Source organism: Halobellus marinus (genome assembly GCF_032113415.1).
Lineage (GTDB): Archaea > Halobacteriota > Halobacteria > Halobacteriales > Haloferacaceae > Haloquadratum > Haloquadratum marinus.
On record NZ_CP134946.1, the window covers coordinates 2715512 to 2730469 of the forward strand.

Genomic DNA, 14958 nt, shown 5'->3' on the forward strand with positions numbered 1-14958 from the left:
TCAGCTTTGTGAGGCCGCGGCCGGACAGCGTTCCGACCCACAGATACGAGTTACCTCGGTCCGTAGCGAAACGCAGTGACTGAATCGTACGTGTGTCCGCACTGCGGACGTCTCGAAGATCGGCCCTACCGCGTCCGACTCATCATCCTGACCTGCCCGGACTGCGGACTGAACGGGCGGTTCATCCACGAGTCGCTGGTGGAGCGACTCGACGAGATCCCGGACGCCGACCGCCCCGACGACTGGAGCGAGATGCCGCTCGACGATCGGCTTCGGTTCGCCATCGAGGAGGGTCTCCTCGAAATCAGCTTCACGGGCCCGCTCTGAGAGCGGGAACTACCCCTCAGATGACCCCCGCGGCGTCACGCGAGCGTCGGTCTCGACGGAGACTCCAGCCACGTAGTTGCCCTCGGGACCGACCCAGGTCCCCTCGTATCCGCATTCGGCAGTCAGCCGACAGACGCGCGTTTCCGGCGGCCAGACCACCCGAATGCCGTCACCGTCGGCCGCGACCGTCGCCTCCTGCCGATAGGTGACGCTGGACCCGCCGACGCCGACGAAGGTCACCACCAGGTCGACCTCCGCGCGGTCGGCAGCCAGCGGGACACCCGACGCGACCGAGCCGCCCTCCTCAGCGTCTCCATCCGCCTCGGAGGACCCTCCCTCGAACCGGAGATTGCTCGCCCGCGCCGTCTCCGGACCGATCACCCAGTCGATCGAGACCGTCCCGTTCGACCGGGCGGCGTCCGGAACCGAATACCGGGCGTATCCGTCGGGCGTCTCGACGCGGATGCTCGCGCTCGTCGCCTGCGCGGGCACGCCCACCTGCGTCTCAGCTTTTACGGACTCCCCATCGAGGACGCGGAGGCGCTGTACGTCGGGATTCACCGGCGTGACCGCGCCCGTCCACGTGCCGCGATACGTGAACCGGTACGGCGTCCGGTTCGTCGCGGCCAATACGGCGAGATCCCGCTCGGGACCGCCGTCGGTGGCGTAAACGACGTCGCCGTCGAAGCCCGGGTCCGACCGGAGATACTGGAACGGATGCGCCTGCCAGTCGCCGTAGGGATCCGGCGTGAACACGACGGCGTCGTCGAACGATCGGTCCTCGAACGGTTCGTACGTGCTCGCCAGATTCTCGGTCCGCAGTTCGTTGGCGTCGAGCGGTCGCTCCACTGCGGCTATCTCTGCAGATGCCACGACCGGCGCGGAGACGACGAGGCCGACGAGGACGAGCAGTCGCGCCCGGCGGCGGGTGGTCAGTTCGCGGAGCACGGACCCGGCGCCACGAACGAGAAAGAGGGCCCCTGCAGCGGTGAAAACCGCGACCGGAATCAGCGCGTCGAAGTGATAGAACGGACCGAGCAGGTCGATCAGGCCGTTCCGCAGGCCGTTGTGCGTCCCCCAGAAGTACGCCTCCCCGAGGAACACCGAGGGGACGATCGCGAAGAGCACGCCGGCGACCTCACCCTCTGACATCCCCGCGGACGGATCGAACCGGAGACTCGGCGTGCGCGCTCTGAGGCCCTGGAGAACCGCGCGCTCCCGCCACGCCGCGGCGACGACGCCAACGGCCGCGAGTGCGGTCCCGAGCGGGCCGGCAGCGACCCACTCGGTGAAGAAGTACTCCGTCACTCGACGGGTGACGTCCGCCGCCAGCTCGGGCGTGTAGTCCCGTTCGTAGTTGAGGATCTCCCGCGTCCCGAACCCGATGCCGTCGTTCGGGGCGAACGCGGCGTACGGGAACACGAGCGGATCCCCCGTCACGAGCGCGTTGTATCCGAGCGTGACGCCGACGAACGCCACGCCGGGGAGTGCGATCGCGAGCGCACGGGTTAGCACCCCGCGGAACGGGGCCTCCCACCCCCACCGCCGCCAGCCGACGGCAAGCGAGATGAGGGTGTGGCCGATGAACGGAAGCGCGAAGAGGACCGCCGTGTACGGCCGACAGAAGAACGCCAGGCCGATCCCGACGCCCGCTGCCGCGCCCCATCGGACGCTCCCCCGCCGGGCCGCGCGGACGTACGCGACGGCGAACGCGACGTTCAGGAGCGTCGCTGGCGCATACGAGAGGAACGTCGCGGACGTGAGGAAAAAGAGCGGTGCGCCCGCGAGTGCGGGGATCGAAAGCAGGCCGACGCGCCGGTCGAACGCGGCGGTACCGAGCGCGTAGACGCCCGCAGCGGTCCCCGACGCCACGAGCGGGAGCGCGAGGTTCCAGTCGCCAAGCAAGCGCCCGACGGCGAAGATCGCGGGCGCGACCGGCGAGTACTTGCCGTACATCCGGATCTCGCCGCCGGCCTCGTCGACGACGAAGAACCACGGCCGGACCGCCTCCCACGGGATCTCGCCGGGTCTGAGAAAGACGGTCCCGTCGAGCAGCATCGCCGCCTGATACAGATAGACGCCCTCGTCGTCGTTGACGGAGTGATACGGGAAGAGATCGACCGCGAGGAAGTAGATCAGGCCGCCGACCGCGAGGACCAAAACGGCAGCCACGACGCGTTCCGGATGTTCGCGAGAGCGGCGGGGGAGGGAAGCAGCCCACCGACGCAGCGAACCGGCCCACCGACGCAGCGAACCGCGCGGACCGCCAACGTCCGCTAAGGGGCGCCACGACACGCTCAGTCGCCGTATCGCGATTCGTCTTCGGGGCGCTGTTCCCGCGGGAACCACGCGAGTTCGTGGTCGGCTTCGAGTTCGAGTTCGACGGGCCCGTTCTCGGGGATGTTCTCGTCGTGGTTGTGCATACACTGGACGGACTCGCCGGTGTCGAGTTCGACCTCGTAGAGGAACGTCGGGCCCAGATACCGCCGGCCCACGACGTGCCCGCACGCGGAGTCGGTGATGTGCCCGTCGACCCGCTTGACACTCACGTCGTCGGGCCGAACGAGCAGGTCGATCTTCGTGTGGTCGTACTCGCGGGCGAGGCCGTGGATCTGCTCGCGCGGAACCGTCCCGAGTTCCGTCTCGACGACGTCGCCGGAGACGTAGCCCGGGATGAAACTCGCGTAGCCGAGGAAGGCGGCAACGAATCGTGATTCGGGGTGCTGGAAGACGCCCTCCGGATCGCCGACCTGCTCGATCTGGCCGTCGTTCATCACGGCCACGCGGTCGGAGATCGACAGCGCCTCCTCCTGATCGTGGGTGACCGAAATCGCGGTCACGCCGGTCTCTTTGATGATTTTGCGGACCTCCTCGCGCATCTCCACGCGGAGGTCGACGTCGAGATTCGAGAACGGTTCATCGAGCAGCAGTATCTCCGGTTCGGGCGCCAGCGAGCGAGCGAGCGCGACGCGCTGTTGCTGCCCGCCGGAGAGCTGGTCCGGGTAGCTGTCGCCCTGTCCGACGAGATCGACCAGTTCCAGCAGTTCGTCGACGCGCCGTTCGACCTCCGCGTCGGGACGGTCCTTCAGGCCGAACGCGACGTTCTCTCGCGCCGTGAGGTGCGGAAAGAGCGCGAACTCCTGGAAGACGACGCCGACGCCGCGTTCCTCCGGCGGCACGAAAGACGAGCCGGAGACCGAACGGCCGTTCAACCGGACCGCACCACCGTCCGGCCGTTCGAGGCCGGCAACGAGTCTGAGCGTCGTCGTCTTCCCGCAACCTGACGGTCCCAGGAGCGTCAGGATCTCGCCCTCGCGAACTGTCAGCGACAGCCCCTCGACGACGTTCTCCGTCCCGTAGGACTTTGTCAGCCCGTCGAGTTCGAGAACGACGTCGTCAGTGTCCTCCGAGGTTGCCGATCCCGGCGTCGCTTCGACGGGGCCGTCGACGACCGTCTCCGAGCGGCGCTCTGCGTCCGAATCAACCGACGTCTGCGTACTATTTGACATCGTATCCCTCCTGTGTGAGAATTACCAGCATCGAGAGCCCAGAGACCAGAAGTAAGACCAAAGCCGGCACCGCTGCCTGTCCGAAGTACCCCGATTCATACGCTGTCCAGATATGCGTGACCAAGGTGGTAAAACCCGACGGTCGAAGCAGCAGCGTCGCCGGCAGTTCCTTCATCGTCGTCAGGAATACGAGCGCGGCGCCACCGAATAGCCCCGGCGCGACGAGCGGCAGCGTCACGTACCGGAACGCACCGACAGAGGTCTGCCCTAGCGTCCGGGCGGCCTCCGGCAGCGACGGATCGACCGACAGGAACGAGGCCCGGAGCGAGCCGACAGACTGCGGCAGAAAGCGGATCACGTACGCAAATACGAGCAGATACAGCGTCTGGTAGATCGGCGTCGCGTACTGGCTCCCGAAGAAGACGAGCGCGAGGCCGAGGACGACGCCCGGGACGGCGTATCCGACGTAGGAGATGCGCTCGAAGACCGTCGGGAGCAGCCCGTCGTGCCGCGCCGAGAGGTACGCCACCGGGATGCCGGCGACGACGGCGACCGCCGCAGCGGCGGCGGCAACTGTGACGGAGTTGAACGCATATGACCACTGGAACGCGAGCGACTGGTTCACCGACGCGGAGGCGGTCCCGAGCCACGACAGCAGAATGAGGATTGGGACGGCGAGCGCGAGAGTGGCGATAGTGACGACGAACGCCAGCGCCAGATAGCGCCACCGGCCGAGCGATACGAGCGCCCGCGAGCGGCCCCCCGCCGACGTCCGCTCCTCGCCGCGGATCCGCGACTCCAGCCAGAGAATGACGAGGGTCACCCCCACCAACTGCAACGACAGGAGCGTCGCCGTATCGCGACCGAACGCCCCGAACTCGACGTAGATGACGCGCGTGAAGACGTCGTAGCGCATAATCGACGGCGTCCCGAAGTCCGCCAGCACGTACAGGCCCGAGAGCAACGCGCCCGCGGCGACCGCCGGCCGGATCTGCGGGAGCGTCACCCGCCGGAACGTCTCCCAGCGGTCGTGTTCCAGGGTCCGCGCGGCGTCGACCAATGTCGTGTCCATCGATTTCAGCGATGCCCGCGTGGTGATGTAGACGTACGGATACGTGTAGAGCGTCAGGATCAGCACCGTCCCTTCGAGGCCGTAGATTGCGGGGATACGCTCGATGCCGATCGGCGCGAGCAACCGCTGAAACCCCCCCTGGGGCCCGAAGGCGGAGACGAACGCGAAGGCGCCGACGTAGCTCGGGATGACAAGCGGCAACGAGACCGCGACCGTCCAGAACCGTCGGAACGGGAGGTCTGTCCTGACCGTAAGGTAGGCAAGCGGGACGCCGATCAGCACGCAGGCCGCCGTCGACAGCACGACGAGCAGCCCGCTGTTGAGAAACACTTCGAGCGTCGTCGGACGGGTGAGCAGCGCGATCGCCTCCTCGAAGCCGACGGCCAGCCCGGTCCTGACGAGCCACAGAAGCGGGAGGACCACCGCGGCGGCGACGGCAGCGGCCGCCACGGAGAGCCCGAGCGGGAGCGGCGACTCCTCGTCGGGCGCGTCGTCCTCGGTTTGTCGGTGCTCCGTGGCCATCGTGAGGTCGCCGGACCTCTCAGAGCACGCCTGTGTCCCGGAGGAGTTCGATCGTGGTCTCGAGGTCCGACAGTTGTGAGAGGTCTAAATCGTCCGGCGGGTTCAACTCGTCGATCGTCGGCAGGCGGCCGATCGGCTCGACCTCGGGAACGAGTGGGTACTCGAAGGTCGTCCGCGCGAAGTAGTCCTGTGCCTCCGCCGAGAGGAGATGGCGGACGAAGTTGGCGGCCAGGGTGTCGTCCGAGGCGGTGTCGAGGACGCAGGCGCCCGCCACGTTGAAGACCGCGCCCGCGTCGTTCTGCGTGAACGCGGTTTCGAGCGGCGCCCCAGTCCCGCGCCGGGCCAGGACCCGCTGGATGTAGTAGTGGTTCGTGAGTCCGGCGGCGATCTCGCCGTCGGCCACCGCGCGGGCGATCTGGAACTCGTCGCCGTACTGGCTCACGCCGAGTTCCTGCATCCCGTTCAGCCACTCGCGGGTGGCCTCCTCGCCTTCGAGGATCCGCATCGCCGTGATGAACGCCTGGAACGAGGAGTAGGTCGGCGCCCAGCCGATGTCGTTCTCGAAGGCCTCCATCTCCGGGAACGCCATTATGCTGTCCGGAATGTCCGAATTGGAGAACGTGTTCGTGTTATAGGGAACCGAGCGTGCGCGGCCCGAGGTCCCGATCCACGCGCCGTCGGGGTCCCGGAAGTTCGCGGGGACGAAATCCAGGACCTCCTGGGGGAGCGGCTGGGTGCGCCCCCGGTCGGCCAGCGCTCCGAGGGCACCCGCGTTCACGGAGTAGAAGACGTCGGCGGGGCTGTTGTCTCCCTCGGTTTCTAGCTGACTGACAAGTTCCGCCGCGGAGTTATACAGCGGACGGATCGTCAGGTCCGGGTACCGATCCTCGATGAACCCGACCAGTTCGCCGACGAGCGCCTCGCCGCGCCCGGAGTAGAGGGTGAGTTCGCCTTCGAGGTCCGGCATCTCGGCCATCGAGGTGCCGCCGAGTTCGCGGTCGCCGAACGGCGAGGAACCGGAGCCGATCTGTTCGGGTGTCCCCCCGTCGCCACCGCCGTTACCCGTCTCGGTTTCCGTCGCTGTGCCACCGTTGCCCGGCGTGTTACAGCCGGCCATTCCGACGATACCCGCCGCGGCCGCCGCTCGCAGGAAGCGGCGCCGGGTCGGTGATTCTGCTGTGCCGTTGGGATCGTACATATTGGATTTAGGTCAGCCTAAAACGTTTATACCTTCCGATACCCGTCAGTCGTCGGCGACGGCGGCCTCCGGACGGCGCTCCCCGGTGGCGCCCGAAAGCTCCGCCAGGCAGTCCAGCCAGTCGAGCCAATACTGGCCGCAGTGGTTGAGGAACGCGCCGTTGTTCCACTCCGAGAAGTCGCCCTGGGCGAGCGCTCGCGCCATCGCGGTGGCCGCCGCCCGCCAGGAATCCGCGTCGGCAGCGACGTCGTCGACGACCTCCCAGACGTGTTCGTTGAGTTCCAAACCGGGAACCTCGTTGTTCAGGTCGTCGAAGGTCGGTCGCGGCGCCTTGTTGTGCTCACACAGCGGGTAGCCGTTGACGATCTCCTTGCCCAGCACGTCGGCGGCACGCTTGAGGAACACGCCCGACCAGATGTCGTCGAAGCGGCCGACGTCCCACTCGTTTTCGTCCATCGGGAGCTGGTAGAACGCCGGGATGATCTCCCGCTCGAACGCCAGGTTCATCGAGCAGACGGTGAGGTACTGGCCCGGGTCGGCGACGAAGTCGCCGTCGAAATCCGCCTTTTCGGTCCGGGTCTGTGCCTGTCCCCGCAGGTCGCCGTCCATCAGGATCCGGACCGCATCCAGGTCCGGCACGTTCGTCCACAGGCCCTGGGAGGCGACGACGTCGGTCAGTTCCCGCCGGCCCGTTTCGACGGTCTCGTCCATCGCGGAGTAGGGATAGCCGCGCGGGTAGAGGCCGTGTTCGTCGGCGTGCTCGTAGAGCACGTTCACCCAGCGCTCGTCGGAGCGGACGGACTCGACCTCGTCGGTCCGGTCGAGATTCTCCATATGCCGGCCGAAAAAGTCCCACTCGTCGTGCGGGAGCGTGTCGTCGTCGATGAAGACGCCGCGCTCGAACCTGGGGTGGGCCCACATATACAGGAGGCCGAAACTGGTCTGGGCGTGCGAGGCGGCCGGAATCAGATGCGAGTACGCCGACAGCCCGCGCTCTTCGAACCACGCTTCGCGGCGGGAGCCGTCGTAGACGGCACCGTCGACGCCCTCCTCCTCCAGCATCTGTTCCATCGCCTCGACGTCACAGAAGTCCTCGGTCACGAGGAGGACGAACAACCGATCGAGGTCGAAGCCGTGCTCGCGTGCGTTCTCGAAGTACGCGCGCATACAGTCGTAGTCGCGGATCGTCGGAACCACGACGCAGACGTCCTGGGTCATCGCCTGTGTCTCTTTAGGCAGGCCTAAAAGTTCTATCGCTCTCCGGTCGCCCACCGTCGGTTCGGTCGACACGGCCGCTCAGGTCGCGAGACTCGGAGCCGTCTCACGGCGTTAGCGCATCGAGCAGCAGTACCGCCTCGTCCTTCGAGAGCGGGTCGTTCGCGTTCCCGCAGTGCGGGGACTGGACGCAGGCGGGGCAGCCGTCAGCGCAGTCGCACTCGTCGATCATCTCCCGGGTGCGACGGAGCAGGGTCTCGACCTCCTCGTACCCGCTCTCGGTGAGGCCGACGCCGCCGGGATAGCCGTCGTAGACGAAGATCGTCGAGCGATCGGTATGCGGGTGATACGGCGTCGACAGCCCGCCGATGTCGCCGCGGTCGCAGAGGAAGGATAGCGGAAACAGCGAGATCATCCCGTGTTCCGCAGCGTGGATGCCGCCGTTGAAGCCGTACTCTCCGCCCTGTTCGCGCATCTCGCGCTCGACGTCCTCGGGCACAGTAAAGTACAGCGCCGACGTCCGCAGCGTCGTCTCCGGGAGATCGAGCGTCTCCCGGCCGATGGCCTCGCCCCGGCGCGGGTCCCGCCGCTCGAAGCCCGTGATCTGCTTTCTCATCGTCACCTCGGCGAACCGGACCTCGACGTCCGAGCGGGCCGACAGCGGCTTCGCCCGCCGATCCGCCTCCACCGTCATCGACTTCTCGTGGAGGACCTGCGTGTAGTAGTCCGCCCACGAAGGCTGGAGCACGGCAGTGTCGCGATCGAGATCCAGTTCCCGCACCTCGTAGGTGGTCCCCTGGTGATGGTAGATCGCCCCCTCGTGGGCGTCCCGCAGCGCATCCGAAAACGAGAGTGACGCGAGCACCTCCTTGGAGCGGTCGTCCACGAGGTCGACCTCCCGACGCTCGATCGTCCGCAGGCTCATCTCGTGTTGGGGGCTGCTGTCGCCGTCGTGGAGCCAGCGGATCCCATCGTCCGTTTCGCGCCGGTCCAGCCGACCCGCGGCCGTGAGCGAGGTCACGACCTCCGGGAACGTCTCGCCGAAGTGCGCCTCGTCTTCCGTCCGCAGCCAGTTCTCGGTGGCGGCGGACGCGACGTGGTCGGGGAGCAGTTCGCCGTTCTCGGGGTCGCAGACGGCCTTTTCGGGATCGCCGTCCCAGAACTCTTCCGGATGCCGGAGCAGGTACTGGTCGAGCTGGTCCTCGCCGCCGACGAGGACCACGAGGGCCGCGTCGTCGCCGCGCCCGGCCCGGCCGGCCTGCTGAAACGCCGACATCCGCGTTCCGGGGTAGCCGTCGATGAGGACGGCGTCGAGTTCACCGACGTCGACGCCGAGTTCCAGCGCGTTCGTCGACCAGACGCCGCGGACCGAGCCGTCGTGTAAGCCCGCCTCGATTTCGCGCCGTCGATCGTTCCGCAGCGTTCCCTGATAGGCGGTGACCGACGCCGCGGCGTCGTGGTCGCCCCGCTCCCGGAGGTCGGAGGCGCTCTCGGTGGCGTACCGCTCGGCTGTCTGCCTGGCGCGGGTGAACGCCAGCGTCTGGTAGCCGCGGGCGACGAGGTCGACGAAGAGTTGCTTCGTCTCGACGTGACTGGACCGGCGGCGGCCGCTCCCCGGGGTGCTGTCCGATTCGCTGCTGGGCCCAGCGCCGTTCGTGTCTCCCGGGACTGATCCCCCTCCCTCGGCGTCGTACTCCGGCGGATTCCACAGCACCCAGTGCTTCGGTCCCGTCGCGCTCGTGTCCTCGTCGACGAGGCGGAACGTGTCCGCGTTGCGGCCGGTCACGCGGGCGGCGTGGTCGATCGGGTTGCCGATCGTCGCCGAACAGCAGACGTACTGCGGGTCGCTCCCGAACCGCTCGCAGAGCCGATTCAGCCGACGGAGCGTCAGGGCGACGTGACTGCCGAAGACGCCGCGGTAGCCGTGGATCTCGTCGACCACGATGGTCTCCAGCGAGCCGAAGAACCACTCCCAGAGGCGGTGTGCGTGCGGGAGCAGGCCGTAGTGGAGCATATCGGGGTTCGAGAGCAGGACTGTCGGCCGGCGGTCCCGCACGTCGCGCTTCTCCGACTTCGAGAGCCGGCCGGTGTACTCCGCCACCGACACGCGACTGCCGAAGCCGAGTCCCCGCGCGAGCGAGGAGAGCGTCGCCTCCTGATCGGCGATCAGGGCGTTCTGCGGCCCGAGATAGAGCGTCCGGCCGCCGTGATCCATCGCACGCTCGAATGCCGGCACGGTGTACGCGAGGCTCTTCCCGCTCGCCGTCGGGGTCGCGAGGACGAGGTTCTCGCCCTCCCTGATTGCAGCGATCGAATCGGCCTGGTGTCGATAGAGCCGCTCGATCCCCGCCTCGGTAAGCGCCCCGTCCAGGCGCGATTCGAGGTCGACGTCGGCGAAGTCGGGGTCGCGACCGTCGACGCGCCGATGGTCGCGGATCTGTCCCGCGTAGTAGGGTCGCTCTCGCAGCCAGGCGACGAGTTCGTCCACGTTGTCTCCGCTTCGGGCGACGGCGACCTGACCGTTACGGTCGATCAGCCGTTCGGAGGCGGCAGTATCGTCTGATTACGGCCAGTCGCCCAGCACGGTTTTGCCCGTGCGGAACCTACATTCGAGTATGGACGATTACGACGCGGTACTCGTGTACGACGGCGAGTGCCCCTACTGTTCGGTCGCCGCGCGAGCGCTCGGAAAACTCGACGACGTCGGCGCCATCTCGTGGTACGACGAGGCCGCCCAGGAATTTCTGCGGGCCCAGTTCGACGAGACGCCCTTTGCGATGTTCCTCGTCGACCGCCGTCGGAACCGCGTCTACGCCGGCCGATCGGCCGCGGAGGAACTGGCCGATCGCGCGGGCACGCCCGGAATCGTCGGGTCGCTCGTCCGCGAGAACTACGATCGGATCGCCCACGTCGTCGGCCTGGCGAGCGGTCGCGGCCGCGACCCGGACGACTACCACGAGATCTACCCGCTCACCGAGGACGCAGCAGAGCTGTTCGACGAACTCGTCGACGCGGCAGCAGCGCGCCCGGAGGCGCTGGCGTGACCGGCGACCGGGGCAGTTCGCCGGCGGAAGCGAGCGAATCAGCGGTCACCGTGACACCGACAGCAATTGAGGCCGGGAACGATACGCTCGATATCGGCACCGGCGACGCGCCGCCGGGCACGTACTCGCTCGTGTATTCGCTTCCGAACCCAGCGGAGATCACCGTTGGGGCACTCGGAACGGCGAAATTCGCTGCCGGGGGGTATGCCTACGTCGGGAGCGCGTTCGGGTCGAACGGCCTCGGCCGCGTCGACCGCCACCGGCGTGTCGCCGAGGGCAGCCACGACGTCACGCACTGGCATATCGACTATTTCGGCGACCACGAGGCAACGACGCTGGAAACCGTTGTGGCCGCCCCGCACGCGGACGTCGAGTGTCGCCTAGCGAGGGAACTGCGGGAGTTGGTGGCGTCGTCAGGCAGCGACGACAGCAAAGCCGCGTCGTCGCACGCTATCAAGTGTCGTCCGGTGGACGGCTTCGGCGCGTCCGACTGTGACTGCCCGACCCATCTCGTCGGCGCCGAGGATGCGGAGACCCTCCGCTCGTGGGTTCTGGACGTGTTCCGACGAATCGAACGGTAGAACTGCAACGAACTGCGTCGGTCCGGGCAAGGCCGACGCGGTACGCGCCGGATGTCAGAGGCACCCCGGCATCTATTCGTTCAACAGCATACTATTTATAATTCATCAACGAGTAACTCTATTTTCACGATTTGGGGCGAACAAAAAGCCGAGTCGGTCGAGATTCTCACACCGTCGGTCGTGATCAGATCCGATCGTTCGCCTGCTCGAATGTCGATATCCCTCGCGGACGCAGCGATAGTCCGGCTCAGGTCAGTGCGGCATCCAGCAACTCGACCGGATGGGGTGGCTCGTCGCCGTCGTCCCGATCACCCAACTGTGACCGACAGGAGGCACCGGGGGCGATCAGCACCTCGCCGTCGCTGTCGTCGATCTGATCGAAGAGGATGCTTGCGATCGCTTTCGACATCGAGTAGTGTTCAGCCTCGTAGCCGAAGCTGCCGGCCATCCCGCAGCAACTCGAGTCGAGCGGATCGACGTCGTAGCCCGCTCGGCGGAGGACGCCGACAGCGTGGTGGTCCTTCTTGGTCGACTTCTGGTGACAGTGGCCGTGGTACGTCAGCGACTGCCGCGTGGCGTCGGGCGTCGGTTCCACGTCGGCTTCGGCCAGCAACCGGAAGGTATCGACGTACTCCAGCACCCCGTAGCTGTTCGCCGCTACCCGCTCGACGTCGTCGCCGGACAGCAGATCAAGGTAATCGTGCTGAAACATCACCGCGTCCGAGGGCTCGACCACGACGACGTCCCAGCCCTCAGCAACGAGCGGTGCGAGGACGTCGACGTTCGTCCGAGCCGCCTCGCGCGCCTTGTCGACGAATCCCTTCGAGTGCGGCGGCCGCCCGGATCCGGCAACGCCGTCGGGGATTTGAACGTGGACGTTCAGTGCTTCGAGCGCGCGGACCGCAGCTTTGCCGGCCTCGGGATGGTTGTGGTTCGTGTACGTATCCGGGAACAGGAGGACCTCGCGGTCGGCATCCGCCCGAGCGACGCCCGCGCCGCCGCGTCGCGTGAACCAGTCGACGAACGTCTCGCGGTGGAACGTCGGAAGCGATCGCTGGCGTGCGATGCCGAGGAGCTTCTCCTGCAGCAACCCGCTCCCGGGGAGCTGCTGGGCAAGGTTCGAGACCGGTGCGAGGCGCGAACCGATCGCCGCGAGCGTCGTGAAGTTCGCGAAGAGCTTGTCGCGGAGGCTGGAGCCGTGCCGCTGGTGGTACTCGTGGGTCAGTTCGGCCTTCAGCTTCGCCATATCGACGCCGCTGGGGCAGTCCTTCGCGCAGCCCTTGCAGCCGACACAGAGGTCGAGCACTTCCTCGACGAACTCGTCGTCGAACGGCTCGTCGTCGAGGTCGCCGCTCATCGCCTGTCGGAGCATATTCGCCCGGCCGCGCGTGCTCTGGATCTCTTCCTCGGCCGCGCGGTAGGTCGGACACATCACGCCGCCGGTCGTCTCCTGCGGGCCGCGACAGCCGCCGCAGCCGTGACACAGCTCCACCATTCCCTCGAAGCCGTTGTCGATATCCCAGTTCAGTTTCGGGTCGAACCCGGCGTCGAAGTCGTAGTCGGAGTCGAACCGGAGCTGCTCCGTCATATCGTGCTCCCCGCAGATGTTCCCGGGGTTCAGGAGCCAGTCGGGGTCGAACGCGGATTTGAGTTCGCGGAACGTCTCCCACAGGTCGTCGCCGTACAGCTTCCGGTTCCACTGGGTCCGCGCGCGGCCGTCGCCGTGCTCGCCGGAGACCGAGCCGCCGTACTCGACGACGAGGTCCGTCACGGCTTCGGCGATGGACTCGAACGTGTCGAGCCCGTCGACGGTCTTCGTGTTGATCAGCGGCCGGATGTGGAGCACTCCCGGGCCAGCGTGGGCGTAGTAGGAGGCGAACGTGTCGTGTTCGGCGAGGATCTCCTGGAAGTCGGCGACGTACGCCGGGAGGTTCTCCGCCGGGATGGCGGTGTCCTCGATGTACGCGATGTGTTTCTCGTCGCTCGTCCGCGAAAGCAGGATCGGCAGTCCCGACTTCCGCATCTTCCAGAATTTGTCGCGCGTGGCAGCGTCGTGGGCCTCCATCGCCCCGACGGCGGTCCGGGGCGTTTCGGTCATTGCCGCGGCCCCCTCGCTCGGATCGGCCTCGGTTTCCCCATCCCGCACTCTATCGGCCACGAGATCCGCTACTCTCTGTTTCCCCTCCGCGTCGTCGTCGGCGTAGAACTCCACGAGGAGCACCGCGTCGGTGCCGTCGGGGAGGAGCCCGACGACGTCCGCGAACTCGGTGGTGTCCCGGGCGAGATCTAAGAGGACGTCGTCCATCACTTCGACGGCGGCCGGATCGTGTTCGAGGATCGGCGCGACGTCCTCCATCGCCCCGATGACGTCGTCGTAGGTGAGCAGCGCGACCGACGCCGTGTTCGGGATCGGCTCAAGTGAGACCGTCGCCTCCGTGACGGTCGCGAGCGTCCCCTCAGAGCCCGCAAGCAGCCGTGCGAGATTGATCGATCCCGGTTCGCTGTCCGGGTCGAGGCCGGAATCGTCCGGAAGCCGGCGCTGCCCGCGCAGTTCGTCGACGAGCATATCGAGATTGTACCCCGAGACGTTGCGCTTGAGATCCGGATACCGCTCGGCGATCTCGTCGGCCTCCTCGTCGAGAATCCGGGCGACAGTGCCGTAGATCTCCGCTTCGAGGCCGTCGTCTTCCTCGCCGCGCTCACGGAGCGTCTCGATGTCGACCTCGCCGAACGTCGTCACCGTTCCGTCGGCGAGGACGACCTCCGCCTCCTCGATGTAGTAGTCGGTCTTGCCGTATTGCAGTGAGTGGGCCCCGGTGGAGTTGTTGCCGATGGCGCCGCCGAGCACCGACTTGTCGCCCCACGCGGGATCCGGAGCGAATTTGAGTCCGTCCGCTTCGAGTTCGGCGTTGAGATCACCGAGTTTGACACCGGCCTGCGCCCGCGCCGTCCCAGCGTCGACGTCGATTTCGACGACCTCGGTCATCTCCTTCGCGAGGTCGAGGACGACAGCCTCGTTGACCGTCTGGCCGGCGAGGCTCGTGCCGCCGCCGCGCGGGAGCACCGGAATCCCCTCCTCGGCGCAGTACTCCATCACGGCGGCGACGTCGTCTGTGTGTTTCGGAAGCACGACGCCGATCGGGGTCTGCTCGTACGCCGAGGCGTCCGTGGCGTACAACTGTCGCGTGTACGTGTCGAAGCGGACGTCACCGTCGACGAGCGCCGCGAGGTCCGAGACCAGCCCCGGCCGTTCGACGTCCTCGTTCACGTAGTCGTAGTTCGCCCGTTCGTCCCGCGCGGCCCGCCGTGGTTTGTCTGGTTCAGTTGCCATCGTCGGAGTGAGTCCGCAGTCGTTGTCGTGGGTGTGAGTCCGCAACCGCTACCGTGGGTGTCTGCCCGCAGCCGCTACCGTGAGTGGGTCCGCAATCGCTCCTCGGGTTCACAATCGCATCCGTGGGTGTCTATCACAATGTCGCTGTCGGCGGAAGTC

10 protein-coding genes are annotated in these 14958 nt (G+C 67.2%); 3 read left to right on the plus strand and 7 right to left on the minus strand.

From position 1 onward, the window contains the following. The first annotated feature begins 75 nt into the window (after positions 1 to 75). Positions 76 to 327: a hypothetical protein gene (locus RJT37_RS13465; RefSeq protein WP_313685226.1), complete on the plus strand. Its 252-nt coding sequence runs from the start codon at positions 76 to 78 to the stop codon at positions 325 to 327. Between the two features lie 9 nt (positions 328 to 336). Here RJT37_RS13465 and RJT37_RS13470 read toward each other — a convergent pair whose 3' ends face one another. From RJT37_RS13470 to RJT37_RS13495, 6 genes are all read right to left on the minus strand, one after another. Continuing rightward, positions 337 to 2499 carry a DUF7846 domain-containing protein gene (locus RJT37_RS13470; RefSeq protein ID WP_313685228.1) on the minus strand — a complete coding sequence of 721 codons (2163 nt, stop codon included), beginning with the start codon at positions 2497 to 2499 and terminating at the stop codon, positions 337 to 339. A gap of 125 nt (positions 2500 to 2624) precedes the next feature. Next, positions 2625 to 3836 carry an ABC transporter ATP-binding protein gene (locus RJT37_RS13475; protein ID WP_313685230.1) on the minus strand — a complete coding sequence of 404 codons (1212 nt, stop codon included), beginning with the start codon at positions 3834 to 3836 and terminating at the stop codon, positions 2625 to 2627. Further along, a complete protein-coding gene (locus RJT37_RS13480; protein ID WP_313685231.1) occupies positions 3826 to 5430 on the minus strand; it encodes an ABC transporter permease in 1605 nt (534 codons plus the stop codon). The genes RJT37_RS13475 and RJT37_RS13480 overlap by 11 nt, the downstream gene beginning before the upstream one ends. A 19-nt stretch (positions 5431 to 5449) precedes the next feature. Then, positions 5450 to 6628, minus strand: a complete 1179-nt coding sequence (locus tag RJT37_RS13485; RefSeq protein WP_313685233.1) for an extracellular solute-binding protein — start codon at positions 6626 to 6628, stop codon at positions 5450 to 5452. Positions 6629 to 6673: 45 nt separating this feature from the next. After that, positions 6674 to 7846: an alpha-1 4-glucan-protein synthase gene (locus RJT37_RS13490; RefSeq protein ID WP_313685235.1), complete on the minus strand. Its 1173-nt coding sequence runs from the start codon at positions 7844 to 7846 to the stop codon at positions 6674 to 6676. Positions 7847 to 7949: 103 nt separating this feature from the next. Next, on the minus strand, positions 7950 to 10331 hold the full coding sequence (locus RJT37_RS13495; RefSeq protein WP_313685237.1) for a DEAD/DEAH box helicase: 2382 nt from the start codon (positions 10329 to 10331) through the stop codon (positions 7950 to 7952). A gap of 127 nt (positions 10332 to 10458) precedes the next feature. Here RJT37_RS13495 and RJT37_RS13500 point away from each other — a divergent pair, with 127 nt between their 5' ends. Continuing rightward, positions 10459 to 10887 carry a DCC1-like thiol-disulfide oxidoreductase family protein gene (locus tag RJT37_RS13500; RefSeq protein WP_313685239.1) on the plus strand — a complete coding sequence of 143 codons (429 nt, stop codon included), beginning with the start codon at positions 10459 to 10461 and terminating at the stop codon, positions 10885 to 10887. After that, positions 10884 to 11468, plus strand: coding sequence for a GIY-YIG nuclease family protein (locus tag RJT37_RS13505; RefSeq protein ID WP_313685241.1), 585 nt, complete (start codon positions 10884 to 10886; stop codon positions 11466 to 11468). Before RJT37_RS13500 ends, RJT37_RS13505 begins: the two co-directional genes overlap by 4 nt. Before the next feature lie 247 nt (positions 11469 to 11715). On the opposite strand, the gene RJT37_RS13510 is transcribed toward RJT37_RS13505, so the two are convergent. Next, the gene (locus tag RJT37_RS13510) at positions 11716 to 14799 is read right to left on the minus strand and encodes an FAD-binding and (Fe-S)-binding domain-containing protein (RefSeq protein ID WP_313685243.1); all 3084 of its coding nucleotides are present in this window, start codon (positions 14797 to 14799) and stop codon (positions 11716 to 11718) included. Positions 14800 to 14958 lie beyond the last annotated feature (159 nt).